Source organism: Virgisporangium aliadipatigenens (genome assembly GCF_016863615.1).
In the GTDB taxonomy this organism is placed as follows: domain Bacteria; phylum Actinomycetota; class Actinomycetes; order Mycobacteriales; family Micromonosporaceae; genus Virgisporangium; species Virgisporangium aliadipatigenens.
In genome coordinates this window covers 19799-34156 of sequence record NZ_BOPF01000050.1, presented here as the reverse complement: position 1 = coordinate 34156, position 14358 = coordinate 19799, and the positions used below count along the sequence as shown (strand labels likewise).

At 71.7% G+C, this 14358-nt stretch carries 16 protein-coding genes and 1 riboswitch; of the genes, 13 read left to right on the top strand and 3 right to left on the bottom strand.

Features of this window, described 5'->3' with window-relative positions; translation table 11 throughout:
* The first annotated feature begins 19 nt into the window (after positions 1 to 19).
* Positions 20 to 1213 carry a monooxygenase gene (locus Val02_RS42110; protein WP_203904960.1) on the top strand — a complete coding sequence of 398 codons (1194 nt, stop codon included), beginning with the start codon at positions 20 to 22 and terminating at the stop codon, positions 1211 to 1213.
* 137 nt (positions 1214 to 1350) lie between these two features.
* Here the strand turns inward: Val02_RS42110 and Val02_RS42105 are convergent, their stop codons facing one another.
* Together Val02_RS42105 and Val02_RS42100 are read right to left on the bottom strand one after the other, a co-directional pair.
* Positions 1351 to 2013 (bottom strand): response regulator, encoded by a 663-nt coding sequence (locus Val02_RS42105; RefSeq protein ID WP_203904959.1) that lies wholly within the window; start codon positions 2011 to 2013, stop codon positions 1351 to 1353.
* Positions 2010 to 3212: a sensor histidine kinase gene (locus Val02_RS42100; protein WP_239153751.1), complete on the bottom strand. Its 1203-nt coding sequence runs from the start codon at positions 3210 to 3212 to the stop codon at positions 2010 to 2012. Before Val02_RS42100 ends, Val02_RS42105 begins: the two co-directional genes overlap by 4 nt.
* 191 nt (positions 3213 to 3403) lie before the next feature.
* Between Val02_RS42100 and rpe the strand changes: the two genes are divergently transcribed.
* The 5 genes from rpe (at position 3404) to ribH (ending at position 7801) form a co-directional block, all read left to right on the top strand.
* Positions 3404 to 4093 carry a ribulose-phosphate 3-epimerase gene (gene rpe / locus Val02_RS42095; RefSeq protein WP_203904957.1) on the top strand — a complete coding sequence of 230 codons (690 nt, stop codon included), beginning with the start codon at positions 3404 to 3406 and terminating at the stop codon, positions 4091 to 4093.
* A gap of 159 nt (positions 4094 to 4252) precedes the next feature.
* Positions 4253 to 5194 carry a GGDEF domain-containing response regulator gene (locus Val02_RS42090; RefSeq protein ID WP_203904956.1) on the top strand — a complete coding sequence of 314 codons (942 nt, stop codon included), beginning with the start codon at positions 4253 to 4255 and terminating at the stop codon, positions 5192 to 5194.
* A gap of 69 nt (positions 5195 to 5263) precedes the next feature.
* Positions 5264 to 5410: riboswitch (FMN riboswitch) on the top strand.
* Between the two features lie 104 nt (positions 5411 to 5514).
* Positions 5515 to 6096, top strand: a complete 582-nt coding sequence (locus tag Val02_RS42085; RefSeq protein ID WP_203904955.1) for a riboflavin synthase — start codon at positions 5515 to 5517, stop codon at positions 6094 to 6096.
* Positions 6093 to 7325, top strand: a complete 1233-nt coding sequence (locus Val02_RS42080; protein ID WP_203904954.1) for a bifunctional 3,4-dihydroxy-2-butanone-4-phosphate synthase/GTP cyclohydrolase II — start codon at positions 6093 to 6095, stop codon at positions 7323 to 7325. Before Val02_RS42085 ends, Val02_RS42080 begins: the two co-directional genes overlap by 4 nt.
* Positions 7325 to 7801: a 6,7-dimethyl-8-ribityllumazine synthase gene (ribH, locus tag Val02_RS42075; RefSeq protein ID WP_203904953.1), complete on the top strand. Its 477-nt coding sequence runs from the start codon at positions 7325 to 7327 to the stop codon at positions 7799 to 7801. The genes Val02_RS42080 and ribH overlap by 1 nt, the downstream gene beginning before the upstream one ends.
* Before the next feature lie 67 nt (positions 7802 to 7868).
* On the opposite strand, the gene Val02_RS42070 is transcribed toward ribH, so the two are convergent.
* Complete coding sequence (locus tag Val02_RS42070; RefSeq protein WP_203904952.1) at positions 7869 to 10040, bottom strand: putative bifunctional diguanylate cyclase/phosphodiesterase; 2172 nt, start codon at positions 10038 to 10040, stop codon at positions 7869 to 7871.
* 122 nt (positions 10041 to 10162) lie between these two features.
* On the opposite strand from Val02_RS42070, the gene Val02_RS42065 reads away from it, so the two are divergent.
* From Val02_RS42065 to Val02_RS42035, 7 genes are all read left to right on the top strand, one after another.
* Entirely contained in the window at positions 10163 to 10426 is a 264-nt protein-coding gene (locus Val02_RS42065; protein ID WP_203904951.1) for a phosphoribosyl-ATP diphosphatase, read from the top strand.
* A 16-nt stretch (positions 10427 to 10442) separates the two neighbouring features.
* A complete protein-coding gene (gene hisG / locus Val02_RS42060; RefSeq protein WP_203904950.1) occupies positions 10443 to 11282 on the top strand; it encodes an ATP phosphoribosyltransferase in 840 nt (279 codons plus the stop codon).
* Positions 11283 to 11290: 8 nt separating this feature from the next.
* Entirely contained in the window at positions 11291 to 11812 is a 522-nt protein-coding gene (locus Val02_RS42055; protein ID WP_203904949.1) for a PH domain-containing protein, read from the top strand.
* Positions 11813 to 12096: 284 nt separating this feature from the next.
* On the top strand, positions 12097 to 12693 hold the full coding sequence (gene infC / locus Val02_RS42050; RefSeq protein WP_203904984.1) for a translation initiation factor IF-3: 597 nt from the start codon (positions 12097 to 12099) through the stop codon (positions 12691 to 12693).
* 19 nt (positions 12694 to 12712) lie between these two features.
* Positions 12713 to 12907 (top strand): 50S ribosomal protein L35, encoded by a 195-nt coding sequence (gene rpmI, locus Val02_RS42045; protein ID WP_203904948.1) that lies wholly within the window; start codon positions 12713 to 12715, stop codon positions 12905 to 12907.
* A gap of 134 nt (positions 12908 to 13041) precedes the next feature.
* Positions 13042 to 13425 carry a 50S ribosomal protein L20 gene (gene rplT, locus Val02_RS42040; RefSeq protein ID WP_203904947.1) on the top strand — a complete coding sequence of 128 codons (384 nt, stop codon included), beginning with the start codon at positions 13042 to 13044 and terminating at the stop codon, positions 13423 to 13425.
* Complete coding sequence (locus Val02_RS42035; protein ID WP_239153749.1) at positions 13409 to 14224, top strand: TrmH family RNA methyltransferase; 816 nt, start codon at positions 13409 to 13411, stop codon at positions 14222 to 14224. Before rplT ends, Val02_RS42035 begins: the two co-directional genes overlap by 17 nt.
* Positions 14225 to 14358: the final 134 nt, after the last annotated feature.

Here is a 14358-nt window from a genome sequence, read left to right as displayed (position 1 = left end):
CGGGCCTAGCGTTCGGGCCATGACGAAACCTGACAGTTCACTGTGGAGGTTCGGGGTGGCCGCCGTGGCGCTGGCTACGGCGTTCGCTGTCGTCGCCGCCTGCGGGTCGGACGCCGATGACAGCGCCGCGCCCGCGGCGACCGGTTCGCACGGCGCGCACGCGGGCGGGTCGTCGGCGCCGCCGCAGCCGTTGCGCGCCGGTGAGCGGTTCGTCGACCTGAGGATGGCCGAGGCGTACACGCCCGCGCCGCCGGAGGGTGGCGGCACGGACGAGTACCGGTGCCAGGTGATCGATCCGGGCCTGAGCAAGGCGCAGTTCCTGACCGGGACCCAGTTCGTCCCGGAGAACGTGGCCATCGCGCACCACGCCATCGTGTTCGCGGTGCCGGCGAGCGAGGCGGCGAAGGTGCGCGCGCACGACGAGCAGACCCCCGGCCTCGGCTGGCAGTGCTTCGGCGAGACCGGCATCCCCGGCGGGGTGGACGCGGCGTGGGTGGACACCTGGACGCCCGGCGTCACGGAGACCCTGCTCAACCAGGACGCCGGCTACAAGCTGGAGCCGGGCAGCCTGCTGATTCTCCAGATCCACTACAACCTGCTCGCGACGGACGGCAAGCCGGCCGGCTCGGACCGTTCGACGGTGCGGCTGCGGCTGACCGAGGGCACGCCGCAGACCCGCGAACTCGTCACCTGGCCGATCAACGCGCCGACCGAGCTGCCCTGCGCCGCCGACGAGTCGGGCCCGCTCTGCGACCGGGGAACCTCGATCGCGGACGTGGCGAAGCGGTTCGGGCCGGAGGTCGGCGGCGCCGCGGACCAGCAGCTCAAGGAGTGCGGGCACGCCGCGCCGAAGCCGGGCGAGACCCAGTCCTGCGACCACGAGGTGCCGGCGCCGATGACGCTCTTCGCGGGCTTCGGGCACATGCACCTGCTCGGGCGGGCCATGAAGGTCGAGCTCAACCCGGGCACGCCGAACGCCAGGGTGGTGCTGGACGTGCCGGAGTTCGACTTCGACAACCAGCGGCTGGTGGCGCTGCCGGCGCCGGTGGACATCGGCCCGGGGGACACGCTGCGGGTGACGTGCACGCACGACGCGGGACTGCGCAAGCGGCTGCCGCAGCTCCGCAAGCTGCCGCCGCGCTACGTGGTCTGGGGCGACGGCACCAGCGACGAGATGTGCCTCGGCATCATGACCGTCAGCCGTAGGTCCTGACGACGTAACGCGGACCCGGCAGCGGAGTCTTCACGGCAGGGCGCGCAGCCGCCCTGCCGTGAAGCGGAGCGGTCCCCGCGGGAGCGGCGGTAGTAGTCCGACGGACCGTGGCGATGAAAGCACTGAAAGCTCTGGATCTACACCGGCCGGGTGAGACGAAGGTCGTAGGCGATGATGACGGCCTGGATGCGGTCGCGTGCGCCGATCTTGGCGAGGACCCGCCCGACGTGCGTCTTGACCGTCGACTCCGACAGCGTGAACCGCTGCGCGATCTCCCCGTTGGTGAGCCCGTGGCCGATGGCGACCAGGATCTCGTGCTCGCGCTCGGTCAGCGAGTCCAGCCGGGGGTCCTGCGCGGGCGGGCCGCAGTCGTCGTCGAGCCGATCGGCGAACGCGTCGAGCAGCCGCCGGGTCAGCGCCGGCGCGATGACGGCGTCCCCGGCCGCGACGGCCCGGATGCCGGCGAGCAGCTCCTCCGGCCGGGCGTCCTTGAGCAGGAAGCCGCTCGCCCCGGCCCGGATCGCGGCGACCGCGTACCGGTCCACGTCGAACGTCGTCAGCACCAGGATCCGCGAACGCCCACCGGCGGCGATGATCCGTCGGGTGGCCTCGATGCCGTCGACGCCCGGCATGCGGATGTCCATCAGCACCACGTCGGGATGCAGTTCGGTGGCGCGCCGGACGGCGTCGGCACCGTTCTCGGCCTCGCCGACGATCTCGGTGTCCGGGGTGCTTTCCAGCAGCATGCGGAACCCGAAGCGCTGCAGCGGCTGGTCGTCCACCACGAGCACGGTGATCATGAGTGACTGCCCTTCAGGAGCGCGTGGACCGCCCAGCCGCCGTCGGGTGCGGGGCCGGCGGTGACGGAGCCGCCGTAGAGCGCGGCGCGTTCGGCCATCCCGGCGAGTCCGTGGCCGGCGTCCCCGGTCGCCTTCGCCGGCCCGACCGGGACGGTGTTGCGGACGACGATGCGCAGGTCGCAGGCGTCGGCCTCCAGGGTCAGCACGACGTCGGTGTGCGGGCCGGCGTGCTTGAGGGCGTTCGTCAGCGCCTCCTGCACGATCCGGTACGCGGCCAGTTGCACGCCGAGGTCCAGCCGGTCCGGCCGGCCGCTCGGGCGGTACGTGACGGTGGGGCCGGCGACGCGGAACCGTTCGCAGAGCGCCTCGATGTCGGCGATGCGCGGCTGCGGGCTGAGATCGGGCGGGTCCACGTCCTCGCGCAGGACCGCGAGCGCGCGCCGCAGTTCGGCCAGGGCCCGCCGGCCGGTGTCGCCGATGAGCAGGTGGGCCTCCTTGCCCTTCTCCGGGGAACGGTCGATGGCGTACGCGCCGCCGTCGGCCAGCGTGATGATCACCGAGAGGCTGTGCCCGACGATGTCGTGCAGCTCGCGGGCTACCCGCTCCCGTTCGGTCGCGGCGGCGAGGCGGCTGCGCTGGTCGCGTTCGACCGCCAGCCGGGCGGCCCGGTCGTGCAGCGCCACCAGCTGCGCCCGGCGGATCCGCAGCGCCAGCCCGAGCGCGGCGGCCGCGACGGTCGAGGTGACCAGCACGGACAGCGCGTCCCAGAACGAGATCAGCAGCGCGGCCCGCCACGTGGCGAGGCTCACGACGGTGACCAGCGTGACCGCCACCCACACCAGCCGCGCCGGCCGCTCGTGCAGCACCACGCTGAACAGCGCGACGAGCACCGCGTTGTCGGCCTGCAACAGGATGCCGAAGCTGAAGTGCGCCGCGAAGACGGCGGTGACGACGTAGAACACCGCCGCCGGTGCGCGCCGCCACCACCACAGCGGGACCACCAGCGCCAGCTGGATCAGCAGTAGGGTCGGCGGGTGCAGGGCGGCCACCCGTTCGTCCAGCACACCCGGGTGGTGCGCGCTGATCCCGCCGAGGTCGCGCACGCAGAAGACGACGTACACGACGAGAACGACCAGGGTGTCCGCGACCCACGGGCGGGCGCCGTCGACGCGGCGCAGCGCCTCCAGTGCCCCGATCACCCATCGATCATCGCGCATCGCGTGTGCGGGTTGTGATACCGCGGTGCCGTTCGGTGTGCGTCGGCGTGGTACCGCGGTACTACCCGGTGTGGCCGGCCCCGGCCCGCCCAAGGTCTTCTTAAAAGAGCCCTAGGTTTGCGACATGCCGTCGGTGCTGTCATGCGCGCGGGGTCGGTTCGTAGACTGATCGCGTGAGTGGACCGTCGCTGATCGTTGCCCCGAGTATCCTCGCCGCCGACTTCGCCCGGCTGGCCGACGCCGCCCGCGCGGTGGAGGGTGCCGCCGACTGGCTGCACGTCGACGTGATGGACAACCACTTCGTGCCCAACCTGACCATCGGGCTGCCGGTGGTGAAGAGCCTGCGGCAGGCCACCACGCTGCCGTTCGACTGTCACCTGATGATCGAGCGGCCGGACCACTGGGCGACGGGCTACGCGGAGGCGGGCGCCTACAACGTGACGTTCCACGTGGAGGCCGCCGAGGATCCGGTGCGGCTGGCGAAGGACCTGCGCGCCGCGGGGTCGCGGGCCGGGCTGGCGATCGACCGGGACACGCCGGTGGAGCCCTACCTGGAGCTGCTGCCGCACTTCGACACGTTGCTGATCATGACGATCAAGGCCGGGTTCGGCGGCCAGGAGTTCATGCCCGAACTGCTGGAGAAGGTGCGCACGGCGCGCCGCGCCGCCGGCGGCGGCCATCTGGAGCTGCGGATCGAGGTCGACGGTGGGATCGCCGACGACACCGTGGCGGCGGCGGCCGAGGCCGGGGCGGACGCGTTCGTGGCGGGCACCGCGGTCTACGGCGCGGACGACCCGGCCGAGGCGGTCCGCCGCATCCGCCGGATCGCCACCGACGCGGTCGGGGAGCCGGCCGATGGGTGAGCACGCGGCGGGGCGGCGCGTGCCGTCTGGAGTGAGGAGCGCAGGGAGCGCGGCGACCGGAGTGACGAGGGAAGACGGCGCATCGGGCGCCGCTCCGCCGCTTGTGCGGGTTGCGCTGACTGAGTCCGTGGTCCGCGCGGCGTTCGGGCGGGGGCCGCGATGACCGAGGTGAAGGAGAAGCTGCTCGTCGTCGACGACGACGTGGACATCGCGCGGTTCATCGAGGTCAACCTGCGCCTGCAGGGCTACGAGGTGCTGCTGGCCCACGACGGCGAGAGCGCGTTGCACCTCATCGACGAGCATCAGCCGTCGCTGGCGATCGTCGACTGGATGATGCCGAAGATCGACGGGCTGGAGCTGACCCGGCGGGTGCGGGCCAACCCGATCACGACCGCGATGCCGATCATCCTGCTGACGGCGCGGGAGTTCACCGTCGACAAGGTGCTGGGGCTCAACGCGGGTGCCGACGACTACCTGGTGAAGCCGTTCGACACGCTGGAACTCGTCGCGCGGGTGCGTTCGACGCTGCGCCGCAACCAGGAGAATCGCGAGGTGTCGCCGCTGACCGGCCTGCCCGGCAACAACCGGATCTTCCGGGAGATCGCCGACCGGGTGCGCAGCGGCGCGGCGTACGCCGTTCTGTACATGGACATCGACCGCTTCAAGAGCGTCAACGACCGGTACGGCTTCGGGCGCGGGGACGAGTTCATCGTGGCGCTGGCGAAGTCGCTGCACCGGGCGATCGTGGCGGTGGGGGAGCCGCCGGCGTTCATCGGGCACATCGGCGGCGACGACTTCGTGGCGATCTGCACGCCGGAGCAGGTGCGTCCGCTGACCGAGAAGGCGATCGTGGACTTCGAGGCGTCTGCCGACAACCTGTACGACCCGGAGGACGCCGCGCGCGGGTACCTGAAGCTGGCCAGCCGCAACGGCGAGGAGCAGATCGCCAACCTGGTGACGCTGTCGGTGGGGGTGGCGCTGTCGATGACGCGGCTGTACGCGGATCCGCGCGAGGTGGTGGCGGTCGCCTCCGACATGAAGACGGTGGCGAAGAAGAACCCGGGCTCGTTCGTGGCGTTCGAGCGGCGGGGCAAGATCTGACCGCGTGTGATCGACGTCTCGGGTCCGCGCAACGGTGCTGTGTCAGACTCGGAAGGTCATACCCACCACGCGCGTTGGCGGGGTTCGGTGAAATTCCGAACCGGCGGTGATCCGGCCCGATGGCCGGTAAGCCCGCGACCCGGCCGAATCCATCGGCCGGTGGACCCGGTGAGATTCCGGGGCCGACGGTTAAAGTCCGGATGGGAGGCAGCGCGCGGGCAGGCGGAGCCGTCGGCGCGTTGCTGCGCCCCCCGGCACCGCCCCTGTCCGGCACCTCTCGTCAGCCCGCTCGCGCGTTGCCACGCGAACCGGAGGCTGACGTGTTCACCGGCATCGTCGAAGAACTCGGCACCGTCATCGACATCTCCGCCGAACGCCTGTCCCTGCGCGGCCCGCTGGTCACGAAGGACGCGGCGCACGGCGACTCGATCAGCGTCAACGGCGTCTGCCTGACCGTGGTGACCGTCGAGGAAGACGTGTTCACGGTCGACGTGATGGAGGAGACCTGGAAGCGTTCGTCGCTCGGGGTGCTGCGCCCCGGTGACCGGGTCAACCTCGAACGCGCCGCGACCCTCGCCACCCGCCTCGGCGGCCACCTCGTGCAGGGGCACGTGGACGGCGTCGGCACGGTCGAGTCGCGCACCCCGGGGGAGACCTGGGAGGTGGTGCGCCTCACCGTCCCGGCCGCGCTGACCCGTTACCTGGTCGAGAAGGGCTCGATCACGGTCGACGGCATCTCGTTGACGGTGGTGGAGGTGGGGCCGGACTGGTTCACGGTGAGCCTGATCCCGACCACCCTCGAGCTGACCACGCTCGGCCGCAAGGCCCCCGGCGACCCGGTGAACCTCGAGGTCGACGTGATCGCCAAGTACGTCGAGAAGCTGGTGGGCGGCCGGTCATGACCGACTTCGACGAGATCGAGAAGGCCGTCGCGGACATCGCCGCCGGCAGGGCCGTGATCGTGGTCGACGACGCCGACCGGGAGAACGAGGGCGATCTGATCTTCGCGGCGGAGCACGCCACGCCGGAACTGCTGGCGTTCATGGTGCGGCACACGTCGGGGTTCGTCTGCGTGCCGATGCCCGAGTCGGTGGCCGACCGGCTGGACCTGCCGCCGATGTACCACACCAACCAGGACAAGCGCGGGACCGCCTACACCGTGACCGTGGACGCCCGTTCCGGGGTGTCGACGGGGATCTCCGCGACCGACCGGGCGCACACGATCCGGCTGCTCGCCGACCCGGCCGCGGGCGCGGCGGACTTCTCCCGCCCCGGGCACGTGGTGCCGTTGCGGGCGCGCTGCGGAGGTGTGCTGCGCCGGCCCGGGCACACCGAGGCCGCCGTCGACCTGGCCACCCTCGCCGGACTGCGTCCCGTGGGGGTGCTGTGCGAGCTGGTCCGCGACGACGGCGAGATGATGCGCGTACCGGACATGCTGGCGTTCGCCCGGGAGAACGGGCTCGCCATGGTCTCGATCGCCGACCTGATCGCGTACCGGCGGCGGACCGAGAAGCAGGTCGAACGCGCCGCGGAGGCCCGCATCCCGACCGACTACGGCGTCTTCACCGCGGTCGGCTACCGCACCGCGCACGAGGGCGCCGACAACGTCGCGCTGGTCTACGGCGACCTCGGCGACGGCGAGGACGTGCTGGTCCGGGTCCACTCCGAGTGCCTGACCGGCGACGTCTTCGGCTCGCTGCGCTGCGACTGCGGCCCGCAGCTGCAGGCGGCGCTGAAGCGGGTGGCGGCGGAGGGCCGCGGCGTCGTGCTGTACGTGCGCGGGCACGAGGGCCGGGGGATCGGCCTGCTGCACAAGCTCCAGGCGTACCAGCTGCAGGACGAGGGGCGCGACACCGTCGACGCCAACCTGGACCTGGGCCTGCCGGCGGACGCCCGCGACTACGGCACGGGCGCGCAGATCCTCGCCGACCTGGGGATCCGGACGATGCGGCTGTTGACGAACAACCCGGCCAAGCGGGCCGGTCTGGAAGGATACGGACTGCGGGTGACCGGCCGGGAGGCCATGCCCGTGCGGGCGCACCCGGAAAACGTGCGGTACCTGCGGACCAAACGGGACCGCATGGGACACCTGCTCGACGAGTTGGATCAGATCGCGGAAGGGCTGGCCTGATGGCGGGTTTGGGGGCACCGGACACCGCTCCGGTGGACGCGGCGGGGTTGACGCTGGGGGTCGTCTCCACGACCTGGCACGCGGAGCTGGTCGACCAGATGCACGAGCGGGCGCTCGCGGCGGCGAAGGAGAGCGGGGTCACGCACGTGATCGACGTGCGCGTCGCCGGCGCGGTCGAGCTGCCGGTGGTGGCGCAGGCGCTGGCCCGCCGGTGCGACGCGGTGGTGGCGCTCGGCGTGGTGATCCGTGGGGACACGGCGCACTTCGACTACGTGTGCAAGTCGGTGACCGAGGGGCTGACCCGGGTGGCGCTGGACGAGTCGACGCCGGTCGCGCACGGGGTGCTGACCGTGGACACGGTCGCCCAGGCGCGTGATCGCGCCGGGCTCCCGGACTCCGCCGAGGACAAGGGCTTCTCCGCGACCGCGGCCGCGCTGGGCGCCGCATTGGCACTGAAGGCCGTCCGCCGCGGCTGATCGGATCTGGACGCGCGTCCGCTCATGAAGGTCATCGGGCGAGTTGACCTACGTGAGCGACCGCGCGTCAAGATCGGGTCAGGGCGTCCAAGGGGGCCGGTTGGCCGTAGCGGTAGCCCTGGCCCAGGTCGCAGCCGAGGTCGGACAGGATCCTCGCCTGCTCGGGGGTTTCCACGCCCTCGGCGACGATCGTGATGCCGAGGGCGCGGCAGATCGCGATCACGGAGCGGCAGACCGCCTCGGCGCGTTGCGGGTCGCCGTCGACGGTGGTGATCGCGCGGTCGAGCTTCACGATGTCGACCGGCAGCGCGTGCAACTGGGCGAGGGCGTTGAAGCCGGTCCCGAAGTCGTCGAGGGCCAGCCGGACCCCGCGCCGCCGCAGTCGCCGGCCGGCAGCGGCCGCCGCGGTCAGGTCCGGGATGCGGCTCGTCTCGGTGATCTCCAGCACCAGCTTGGTCGGGTCGAGCCCGTGGCGGCGCAGCGCGGACTCGACCGCGGCTTCCAGTTCTGGGGTGGCGAGGCGGCCCGCGGAGACGTTCACGTGCACGTCGGGGGCGGCGCCGAAGCGTTCGGCCAGGGCCGCGGCGTCGGCGCAGGCGCGGTCGAGCACGAAGTCGTCGAGGCGGGCGACCAGGCCTGCGCGTTCGGCCACGGCGACGAAGACGTCGGGTGCGACCACCCCGGCGACCGGGTGCCGCCAGCGGGCGAGCGCCTCGACGGCGGCCACCGTCCCGTCGCCGAGCCGCACGATCGGCTGGTAGTACACGTCGAACCCCTCGCCGGCCGGGTCGCCCTGCAGCCCCGCGGCGAGCAGGTCCGGCAGGTCGGGCAGGTCCAACCCGTCGGTGTCGTCGGTGCGGTAGCGCACCAGCACACCCTTGCCGCGCCGCTTGCCGGCGTACATGGCCGCGTCGGCGTGGCGCAGCAGCGCGTCGGCGTCGAGGTCGCCCGAGCCGTCCGGCACCACCACCCCGACGCTGGCGCCGACGGTGACGGAGTGGCCGTCGATCCGGAACGGCCGGTGCAGCGCGGCGAGGATGCGTTCGCCGACCCGTTCGGGGGAGACGACGCGGTCGTCGCTGGGGTCGGCCGGCCCGTCGAGCAGCACGGCGAACTCGTCCCCGCCGAGCCGGGCCACCGCGTCGATCGCGCGCACGCAGGAGCGGAGGCGTTCCCCGACGGCGCCCAGCAGGCGGTCCCCGGCGGCGTGGCCCAGGCTGTCGTTGATCAGCTTGAAGTCGTCGAGGTCGACGAAGAGAAGTGCGACCGGCGAACCGTCGCGGCGGTGCCGTTCGACGGCTCGGGTGAGCCGCCGGCGCAGGAGTTCGCGGTTGGCGAGGCCGGTCAGCGGGTCGTGGTAGGCGCGGAACGCCAGTTCGGCCCGGTCGGCCGAGGTGATCAGCCAGCGTCCGGCGAGGATGACGACGAGGGCCCACCCGAGGACGGCCTCGCCGCCGGTGACCGGTACGCCGGATGCCACCCGCCAGGCGACGTGCCCCGCCGCCGCCACGGCCGGCAGGCATCCGGCGACGACCAGGCCGGGCCGGTACCGGCTGGGGATCTCGCGCGTCGCCCGGGCCCACTGCGGTTCGGGCCGGGTCGCCACCAGCGCCAGGAACAGCGGCCCGGCCACATGCCCTGCCGTGGCCAGCGGCGGGACGATGTCGGCGGCCGCGATCGCGGTGAGCCCGAGCCCCAGCGGGATGAGCACCGGCCGCCCGGGTGCCGCGCGCAGCAGCACCAGAACGGCCGCCAGCACGCCCGCCGCCGCGATGAGCAGCCGGGTCCCGGACCGGTCGCCGAAGGCTCCGAGGTACGGCCAGGCCAGCGCGGTGAGCGCCATGGTCGCCATGAGCCCGTCGAGCAGCGGCACCAGGCGCGACACCGGGCCGCTGCGCCCGGGCGGGTCGGCGCTCAGCACCAGCACGGCGGCGGCGGCCAGCAGCGGGGCGAGCAGCCCGGCCGCGTCGGCGGCCTCCGGTGCCAGCGGGCGCAGCAGGTGCCCGGCGGTCCACGCGGCGGCGGCCGTCCCCAGGAACCCCCGCCAGGTGCGGGCCGTCCCGGTGTGCCGCCGGGTCACCCAGGAGAGTGCGGCGAGCGCCACGACAGCGGCGATCAACTGCGCCACGTCGCCGATCGGCTGCGCCGCGTCACCACCGGCGACCCCGGTGGCGATCACCACGATCAGCGCGGCGATCAGGGGTAACGCGAGCCAGCGGTACAGCCGGGAGGTAGCCATCTCCTCGTGCCCAAACGTGCGGGTGACAGGTCGCGCCACGGTACCCCGACCCGTGCGACGCGAATAGGACAAGGTCAGGGCGCATCAGGTGATGTATGCGACGGGTGAAAGAATGCCGTCCCGTGAAGACGTTCGACGAGTTGTTCGACGAGCTTTCCGCGAAGGCGGCCGCGCGTACCCCGGGATCGGGGACGGTGGCGGCGCTGGAGCGGGGGGTCCATGCCATCGGCAAGAAGGTGGTCGAGGAGGCCGCCGAGTCGTGGATGGCCGCGGAGCATGAGGGTCCGGAGCGCACCGCCGAGGAGATCTCCCAACTGCTCTACCAGGTCCAGGTGCTGATGCTGGCCACCGGACTGAAGCTCGACGACGTGTACCGCCACCTCTGAGAACGGGTTCCCCCACATGCTTCGTATCGCCGTGCCCAACAAGGGCACCCTCTCCGGTCCGGCGGCCCAGATGCTGCGCGAGGCCGGGTACCGCCAGCGCCCCTCCGACCGCGATCTCGTGTGCGTCGACGCCGACAACGACGTCGAGTTCTTCTACCTGCGCCCGCGGGACATCGCGACGTACGTCGGCTCGGGTGATCTGGATCTCGGCATCACCGGCCGGGACCTGCTGATCGACGCGGACTCCGGCGCGTCGGAGATCCTGGACCTCGGCTTCGGCGGGGCGACGTTCCGCTTCGCCGCCGTCCCGGGCACACCGGAGGACCCGCAGGGCCTCGCCGGGCGGCGGATCGCCACCTCGTACGCGACGGTGGTCCGCAAGCACCTGGCCGACCTGGGCGTGACGGCCGACGTGATCCGCCTCGACGGCGCCGTCGAGAACGCCATCCGACTGGGCGTGGCCGACGTCATCGCCGACGTCGTGGAGACCGGGTCCACGCTGCGCCAGGTGGGCCTGGTGACGGTCGGCGAGCCGATCCTGCGTTCGTCCGCGCTGCTGATCGGGCGCTCCGCGGAGCAGCCGGCGATCACCCAGCTGGTTCGGCGGCTGCAGGGTGTGCTGGTCGCGCGCAGGTACGTGATGCTCGCCTACGACGTGCCGTCGGAACGGCTGCCGGAGGCGGTGGCGCTGACGCCGGGCATCGAGTCGCCGACGGTGGCACCGCTGCACCGGGAGGGCTGGCTGGCCGTGCAGGCCATGGTGCTGCGCGCCGACGTGCACCGGGTCATGGACGAGCTGTACGACGTGGGCGCGCGGGCCATCCTCGTGACGGACATCGCGGCGAGCAGGCTCTAATGGACACCATGACGTCGGCGCCCTCGCAAGTAGCACCTGTTGTCGCCCGGCCGCGCAGGATCAGGCTCCTGGTCTTCGTGTTCGCGCCGATCATCGTGGTGGTGTTCACGCTGATCTCGTTCAGCCTGCACGGGACCATCAACGACCAGGGCGCCGTCTTCGAGACCGCGGACCACTGGGCGATGATCATCCTGGGGGTGGTCGTCGCGCTGGTCAGCCTGATCTTCGCCCGGCCCAGCGTGCGCGCCGACGCCGAGGGCATCCGGGTGCAGAACCTGCTCGGTTCCTACGACGTGCCGTGGTCGATCGTGCGCGCGGTCAAGTTCAACCGGGGCTCCTCCTGGGCGATGCTGGACCTGCACGACGACGACGTGCTGGCGGTGCTGGCGGTGCAGGCCGCCGACAAGGAGTACGCGGTCGACGTGGTCCGCCGGCTGCGGGCCCTCCACGCGGCGGCTCAGCAGAAGCGTCCGGAGGAACCGACGGCGCCGGAGACAGTGGCACAGCCCTCGCCCGCTGACGCGGAGTAGCACGTGGTAACCTTGGTCGTCGACCACACCCGTTTCATCTCTTCGAGGTAAATCGGGTGCGCAAAGCGGAGCGTCCCGCTCCCACCCGAGCCACCCCTGAGGTAGCCGGGTCCGGTCAACCGCTCGGCTGAGGCCGGGTGGTAGGCGTGTCCTTCACGGGTGCGCCGCGACGACCGGTCGAGCGGGCCCTGGGCACATCACGTGTCAGGGCCTCTTCGTTTTGTGCTGTGGCCGCCTCGCGTGGACAGTCCACGCGAGGGTGCGCAACGATTCGAGGAGGCCCCATCAGCGTCGAGCCACGCGTCAACGAACAGATTCGGGCGCGCGAAGTGCGGCTGGTCGGCCCGGAGGGCGAGCAGGTGGGCATCGTTCCCCTGGAGCGTGCTCTTCAGCTGGCCGCCGATGTCGACCTGGATCTGGTCGAGGTTGCGCCCATGGCGCGTCCTCCGGTGTGCAAGCTCATGGACTACGGCAAGTTCAAGTACGAGAGCGCACTGAAGGCGCGTGAAGCGCGGCGTAACCAGCAGCAGACCGTCATCAAGGAGATGAAGCTCCGTCCCAAGATCGACTCGCACGACTACGAGACCAAGAAGGGTCACGTCGTGCGGTTCCTCAAGGCCGGTGACAAGGTCAAGGTCACGATCATGTTCCGTGGTCGTGAGCAGAGCCGGCCGGAGCTCGGGTTCCGGTTGCTGCGCCGGCTCTCCGAGGAGATCTCGGAACTCGGTTTCGTGGAAGCCGCTCCGAAGCAGGACGGTCGAAACATGATCATGGTGATCGCTCCGCACCGGGCCACGAAGGCCGCCGCGGTTGCCGCCAAGAGCGGCGAAGTGCAGGCCGATGCCCCGGAGGCGACCCCCGTCAGCGCGGGCGACCAGTAAACGAAGAGAGCGGTTTTCAATGCCGAAGATGAAGAGCCACACCGGCATGGGCAAGCGGGTGCGGGTCACGGGTAATGGCAAGATCGTGTCCGCGCAGTCGGGCAAGCGGCACCACATGGAGGTCAAGTCCTCCCGCCACGCCCGCCGGATCACCGGCTTGGTCGTGCTGACCAAGGCGGACACGAAGCGCATCAAGCGCCTGCTCGGGCGCTGACGCCGAGCTGCTGTACCAGGCCGCTCTAGCGCGCCATGGCCGAGCACTCGTGCGAGGGCACAGCGAGGCCAATTCCGAGTAGTGACCTGACCGGCCCCGGTGCGTGGGCCGGTCCTTGATGAGGAGTACGAACCGTGGCACGCGTGAAGCGGGCGGTCAACGCCCAGAAGAAGCGCCGTACCATCCTGGAGACCGCGAGTGGCTACCGCGGTCAGCGCTCGCGCCTTTACCGCAAGGCCAAGGAGCAGGTGCTGCACTCGATGCAGTACGCCTACCGTGACCGCCGTGACCGCAAGGGCGACTTCCGCCAGCTGTGGATCACCCGGATCAACGCGGCCGCTCGCGCCAACGGGCTCACCTACAACCGCCTGATCCAGGGCCTGCGCCTCGCCGGCATCGACGTGGACCGCAAGATCCTGGCCGATCTCGCCGTCAATGACGAGAAGGCGTTCGCCGGCATCGTGGCCGTGGCCGCGAAGGCCGTCGCCGACAACGGCACCGGTGCGACCGCTGCCTGAGACACCCGCACTGCGACCCGGGGCCGCACCGCTCACCCAGCGGTCACCCCGGGTCGTCGCTGCTCGGCGCCTGCAGCGGCGGCGCGAACGCGACGAGACCGGCCGCTTCCTCGTGGAGGGGCCGCAGGCGGTGCGCGAGGCGTCGGCCCACATCGAGGAGCTGTTCGCCACGCCGAAGGGCGTCGCCGCCCATCCCGAACTGACGGCCGGCGCCACATTGATCAACGACGCAGGCCTCGGTGCGCTCGCCGAGACGGTCAACCCGCAGGGCCTGGTCGCGGTGTGTCGCACCTTCGACGTGCCGCTCTTCGAGGCCCTGGCGAAGCGGCCGCGGCTGGTGGCCGTTCTGGCCGAGGTGCGCGATCCCGGCAACGCCGGCACCGTCCTGCGCACGGCCGACGCGGCGGGTGCGGGCGCCGTGATCTTCGCGGGCGACGCCGTGGATCCGTACAACGGCAAGGCGGTGCGCGCCTCGGCGGGCAGCCTGTTCCACGTCGACGTGGTGCGCGAGGAGGATCCGTTCCACGTGGTGAAGGCCTTGCGGGACAACGGTTTCACGGTGCTCGCGGCCGACGGCTACGGCTCCGTGTCGCTGTACGACGCGCCGCTTTCCGGGCCGACCGCGTGGCTGTTCGGGACCGAGGCGCACGGGCTGCCCCCCGAACTGGCCGACGCCGCCGACGCCCGCGTGCACGTGCCGCTCCACGGCCGCGCCGAGAGCCTTAACCTGGCTGCTGCCGCCGCGGTGTGCCTGTACGCTAGTGCGCGAGTGCTTTCTATCGAGGAGCGTTCCCTGTGATGGGTCATCTGTTTATGCAGCCCGCCGGTGTCGGCGGGCGGGCGAGCTGACCCCTCTTCCACCCCTCCTGAGCCACCGGCGGGCGACGGCACAGCCGCGCCTACACTTTCCGAGCGTTCCGGGCTGAGGAGATT

Bases quoted from the DNA above. Each gene is read 5' to 3' on its own strand.
- ribH (WP_203904953.1), top strand. From the start codon at position 7,325: ATGGCGGGTTTGGGGGCACCGGACACCGCTCCGGTGGACGCGGCGGGG.
- Val02_RS42090 (WP_203904956.1), top strand. From the start codon at position 4,253: ATGACCGAGGTGAAGGAGAAGCTGCTCGTCGTCGACGACGACGTGGAC.
- Val02_RS42080 (WP_203904954.1), top strand. From the start codon at position 6,093: ATGACCGACTTCGACGAGATCGAGAAGGCCGTCGCGGACATCGCCGCC.
- Val02_RS42070 (WP_203904952.1), bottom strand. From the start codon at position 10,040: ATGGCTACCTCCCGGCTGTACCGCTGGCTCGCGTTACCCCTGATCGCC.
- rpmI (WP_203904948.1), top strand. From the start codon at position 12,713: ATGCCGAAGATGAAGAGCCACACCGGCATGGGCAAGCGGGTGCGGGTC.
- Val02_RS42110 (WP_203904960.1), top strand. From the start codon at position 20: ATGACGAAACCTGACAGTTCACTGTGGAGGTTCGGGGTGGCCGCCGTG.
- Val02_RS42055 (WP_203904949.1), top strand. From the start codon at position 11,291: ATGACGTCGGCGCCCTCGCAAGTAGCACCTGTTGTCGCCCGGCCGCGC.
- hisG (WP_203904950.1), top strand. From the start codon at position 10,443: ATGCTTCGTATCGCCGTGCCCAACAAGGGCACCCTCTCCGGTCCGGCG.
- Val02_RS42105 (WP_203904959.1), bottom strand. From the start codon at position 2,013: ATGATCACCGTGCTCGTGGTGGACGACCAGCCGCTGCAGCGCTTCGGG.